Raw genomic sequence first — 4474 nt, forward strand, 5'->3', positions numbered from 1 at the left:
CGGGACGACCTCAGTCCGGCCACCTCCGGACACTCCGCGCCGTATCAGGCACGCAAGCGAGGCGCCGAGCAGGAATGCCCCCAGCATCAGCAAGAAAGTCTGCACGAGCAAAATCGTCATACGCCCCTACTCCTTCTCAAGACGGCGCCGGCATGTGCTCCGCCGGCTTCCCGGCAAGGCGCACATCCACCACAAGTCCGGCTCAGTCTTCGACCCGCCCGCAGCTAATCCACCCGACGACAAGGCCGACCGCGAACGCGGCCGCCAGATACCAGAACAGTTTCACGATCAGGTAGTCCATCTCGCCGTCCCCCAGCTCCGTCCCCGTTAGTCCGTAAACACCTTGAACTCGATGCGCCGGTTGCGCGCCATGCCCTCGGGCGTGTCGTTCGAGGCCACCGGCCGGCCCGCGCCGTAGCCGACCGCCGAAAGCCGGTCTCCGGCAACGCCCGCGCGCGCCAGACTGTTGACCACGGCACGCGCACGTCGCTCGGACAGCCTTTGATTGCGCTCGTCGGTACCCTCGGAATCGGTGTGGCCTTCCACCTCGACGCGAGCGCCCGGACACGCCTTGATGATCTCGGCAAGCCTCGCAATCGTCGTCGAGCTCTTCCTGTCGATATCGGCGCTGGCGCGGCTGAACAGGATCACCCCCTCAGCGGTGGCCGCCATGAGGCGCCTTTCGCAGGCTTCCGTCTCGGCCGTTGTCTTGCGTGCCCGCGCCTCGGCGGCAGCCTGCGCCTCGGCGTCGGCCTTGGCCTCCGCCGCCATGTCGGCTTCCTGCTTTGCTTTCTGCGCGGCGAGCGCCTCGGCCTCCCGCGCCGCGGCAGCTTCGGCCTCCTCCTTGGCCTTGCGTTCGGCGGCCTCTGCTTCTTCCCTGGCCTTCCGGGCGGCTTCCGCCTCTTGCTGCGCCTTGAGGGCCGCGGCAGCTTCCGCTTCGTCTTTCGCCTTCTGCTGAGCCGCGGCCTCCTCCTCGGCCTTCCGTCGTGCAGCGGCCTGGGCCTCCTCTTCCGCCTTTTGCGCGGCCTCGGCCTCCTGCTGAGCCTTGATCGCGTCCTCGGTCTGCTCCCTCGCGCGCTGCGCCGCGGCGGCTTCCGCTTCTTCTGTCGCCTTCACGGCACTGGCCGCCTCGGCATCCTCTTTCGCCTTGAGGGCAACCGCAGCCTCGGCTTCTTCCTTGGCCTTCTGCGCCGCGGCAGCTTCGGCCTCAGCGGCGGCTTCCGCGTCTTCCTTTGCCTTCAGAGCCGCAGCCGCCTCGGCGTCCTCTTTCGCCTTGAGGGCAGCCGCAGCTTCAGCCTCTTCCCTGGCCTTCTGGGCGGCCGCAGCCTCGGCCTCTTCGCGCGCCTTCTGCGCCGCAGCCGCTGCCACCTCTTCCGGCGACGGCCCTGGCGGCCCGATCCGCTCCGGAGCAGCCGCAACGCCGGCGAGATCCGTCTTGAGCTGGACCGTGCGAATGCCCCACACGGAGCGCACGGCATCGAGCGCCGCCTTGGGCTCGCCGTCCTTGCGCGCCCGCCCGGTGATAACGGCCTCGCGCCCGGTGACCGTGACCTTGGCCCACGACTGGCCGGCCCTGCTCAAAGCCTCGGTGGCCCGCACGGTGAGGTCGGATTCGACGTGGGGGCGCTCCCGATAGTAGGTCCCCCAACTCAGCATCGCGATCGGAATGAGACCCCAAAGCCACCGCGAAGGATTACACCTCATCCCGCCCCAAGCTCCCCAATACGCGCGCCGCAACTCTTGCGGGTACAAGATATTTCCCGCGTTTTCCGACCCGGCCCCCCGACCCGATCCTGACGCGCCGCACTATAGACAAGCCTTCCGGCCTTTCCAAGTTGCACCGCGCACGTAGCGCATGGGGCTAAGCCGCTCAAACTCAAGCGCCTCGCGCAGCGACGGGCGACCGGAATTAATCATGACCGCCGGCCAGGCTCAAAGCTGGCTTAAGGGACACTGTGGCAAGCCCCTTTTCCCTCTTGCCAAGCCGCGCTGCGCAGTCTCAACTCCTGCTATTGAGAAGACATAAGAACATGAGTTCGAACGGTTTCGGAAAGTGCAGCGCGGCGTCGGGGGGCGCCGGATACCACCATCGAGGATGCATGTCATGACGGTCAGGTTCTTGATCGTCGACGATCACCCCCTCTTCCGCGAGGCTCTCCAGCTCGCCATCGAGCAGGCCTACCCTGAGGCCGTCATCGTCGAGGCCGCATCCATCGCCGCGGCCCAGGAGGCGCTGGCGAGCGAGCAGCCGTTCGACCTTCTGCTGCTCGACCTGACGATGCCGGGCACGCGCGGCTTCGACGGGCTGATCGAGCTGCGCGCCGCGCGCCCCAAGCAGCCAATCCTGGTCGTCTCCGCCCACGAGGACCCGCGCATCGTCCATGAGGCGATGACCTGCGGCGCCGCCGGCTATATCTCGAAGTCGGTGAAGAAGCGCGACCTCGCCGAAGCGATCCAGGACGTCATGGCAGGCCTCGTCGTGCTGCCCAAGGGCTATGTGCCTCCGCCTACGAGCGGCGGCGTCTCGCGCGAGACGGATCTGGCAGCCCGCGTGGCGTCGCTGACGCGTCAGCAGCTCCGCGTGCTGCAGATGGTCCGCCAGGGCATGCTGAACAAGCAGATCGCCCACGAGCTCGGCGTGGGCGAGACGACGATCAAGGCCCACGTGTCTGAGATCATGCGCAAGCTCAACGTCGTCTCGCGCACCCAGGCCGTGATCGAGGTCGCGCGGCTGGATTTCGATTCCGTGCTCGCAAGCGAAGCCGGCAAGGAGACCAGCCGGGGCACATGAGCCCGCTCAGCCGACGAGGTGCGTGATCAGCGCACGCAGCTCGGCGGGTTTTACGGGCTTGCGCAGGATCTCGCACCCCGCCGCAGCAACGGCTTCCGACACCTCGCGCGAATGATCGGCCGTGATCACCACGGTCGGGATCGCCGCGCCTGCCGCTTCCCGCAGCCTTGCCACGGCGGTGAGGCCTGATTCCCCCGCGTCGAGATGAAAATCGGCGAGGATGATTTCGGGACGGAACTCCGGCTCCGACGTGACAAGCGCCTCGACGTCCGCAAGCCCCGCGAGCAGCCGCGCCTCGCATCCCCAGCGATCCAGCAGCGCGCGCATGGCGTCGCGCACCGACCCGTCGTTGTCGATCACGATCGCCTTGATCGCCGATAGGCCGTAGGCGCGTGAAGCGGGCGCCCGCGGCCCGTTTCGCAGCGCGCGCACGGAAGGAGCATCACCCGCAAAGGCGACAAAGACCGAAAACCGCGTGCCGCGGCCGACTTCCGAGCAGAGCTCGATGCGGTGCCCCAGCGCCTCGCTCATGCGTGCGATGATAGCGAGCCCCACCCCGAACCCGCTCGCATGCGAGCGTTGACCGGCAGCCCCGCGCTGGAACTCCTCGAAGATCTTGGTCTGCTCAGACCGAGCGATGCCCGGGCCTGTATCCCACACGTCGATCCTGAGCTGCGACCCGCGCTTGCGCGCGGCAAGCAGCACGCGGCCCGTCTCGGTGTACTGCACTGCATTGGCGAGCAGATTCTGCAGGATGCGCCGGAGCATCAGAGGATCGGAGGTGACGGCGACGTCGCGCGCGCGCATCGAAAGCTCGAGGCCCTTTTCACGCGCGATCGGCTCGATGTCGACCAGCACGGAGCGGAAGAGATCCAGGATCTCGACGATCTGCAGCGTCGGCCTCAAGGCGCCGGACTCGAGCTTGGACAGGTCCAGGATGGTGCGCAGCAGCTCCTCGATGGTCGACAGGGCATGGTCCACCTGCCCGATGAGCCGCCTGTGCTGCGTGTCGTCGCGGATCTCGCCGAGCGCCGAAAGCGAGAGCCGAGCCGCATGCAGCGGCTGCAGGAGGTCATGGCTGACGGCCGTGAAGAAACCGGTCTTGAACCGGTTGGCGCGCTCCGCGCCGTCGCGCGCGCTCGTCAACTGCTCGTTGGTGCGCTCGAGCCGGTTGAGCGCCGCCTTGAGCTCCTCCGTGCGCACACGAACCTGCGTCTCGAGGCCGATCGCGGTCTGGAACATGGAGTAGGCGTTGGCCTGATAGTCCATGCTCCGCTCGACACGCTGCATGAGTGCGGAGTTAATCTTGGCGAGCTTCTGATTACGTCTCTGCAGCTCCTCGATCACGTCGTGATACGTGAGGGGCTCCGGCCGGCTGTCGCCCGTCATCGCAAGCCTCGCTGCGATCCGAAGGCCACCCCCGTCAGCGTCTGGTTGAGGTGCATCGAGTTGAGCTGCTCGCCATATGTATGAAAGCCCACCACGCCATAGTGCCTGTAGAGATCCTCCATCTGGCGGCGGATCTGCCGGTTCTCGGCGTCGAGTCGCCTGAGCACGCAGTCGAAGCCGAGCACGAGGTCGATGCCGCCGAGCGAGCGGTCGAGCTCCGCCAGCGCCCGCTCGGTCGAGCTTAGCATATCCTTTGGCCGCGCCACCGTGAACACCAGCCCTTCGTCGATGGCA

At 67.2% G+C, this 4474-nt stretch carries 4 protein-coding genes; 1 reads left to right on the forward strand and 3 read right to left on the reverse strand.

From position 1 onward, the window contains the following. Positions 1–327 precede the first annotated feature (327 nt). On the reverse strand, positions 328–1656 hold the full coding sequence (locus tag IT540_RS02520; RefSeq protein WP_291172791.1) for an OmpA family protein: 1329 nt from the start codon (positions 1654–1656) through the stop codon (positions 328–330). A 448-nt stretch (positions 1657–2104) separates the two neighbouring features. Between IT540_RS02520 and IT540_RS02525 the strand changes: the two genes are divergently transcribed. Next, on the forward strand, positions 2105–2791 hold the full coding sequence (locus IT540_RS02525; RefSeq protein WP_291172794.1) for a response regulator transcription factor: 687 nt from the start codon (positions 2105–2107) through the stop codon (positions 2789–2791). Between the two features lie 6 nt (positions 2792–2797). Here IT540_RS02525 and IT540_RS02530 read toward each other — a convergent pair whose 3' ends face one another. Then, positions 2798–4180 (reverse strand): hybrid sensor histidine kinase/response regulator, encoded by a 1383-nt coding sequence (locus tag IT540_RS02530; RefSeq protein WP_291172797.1) that lies wholly within the window; start codon positions 4178–4180, stop codon positions 2798–2800. Further along, positions 4177–4474: FIST C-terminal domain-containing protein (locus IT540_RS02535; RefSeq protein WP_366029060.1), on the reverse strand; the 298-nt coding region annotated here is incomplete at its 5' end. The genes IT540_RS02530 and IT540_RS02535, both read right to left, overlap by 4 nt.

It is taken from the genome of Hyphomicrobium sp. (genome assembly GCF_020852195.1).
GTDB lineage: Bacteria > Pseudomonadota > Alphaproteobacteria > Rhizobiales > Hyphomicrobiaceae > Hyphomicrobium_C.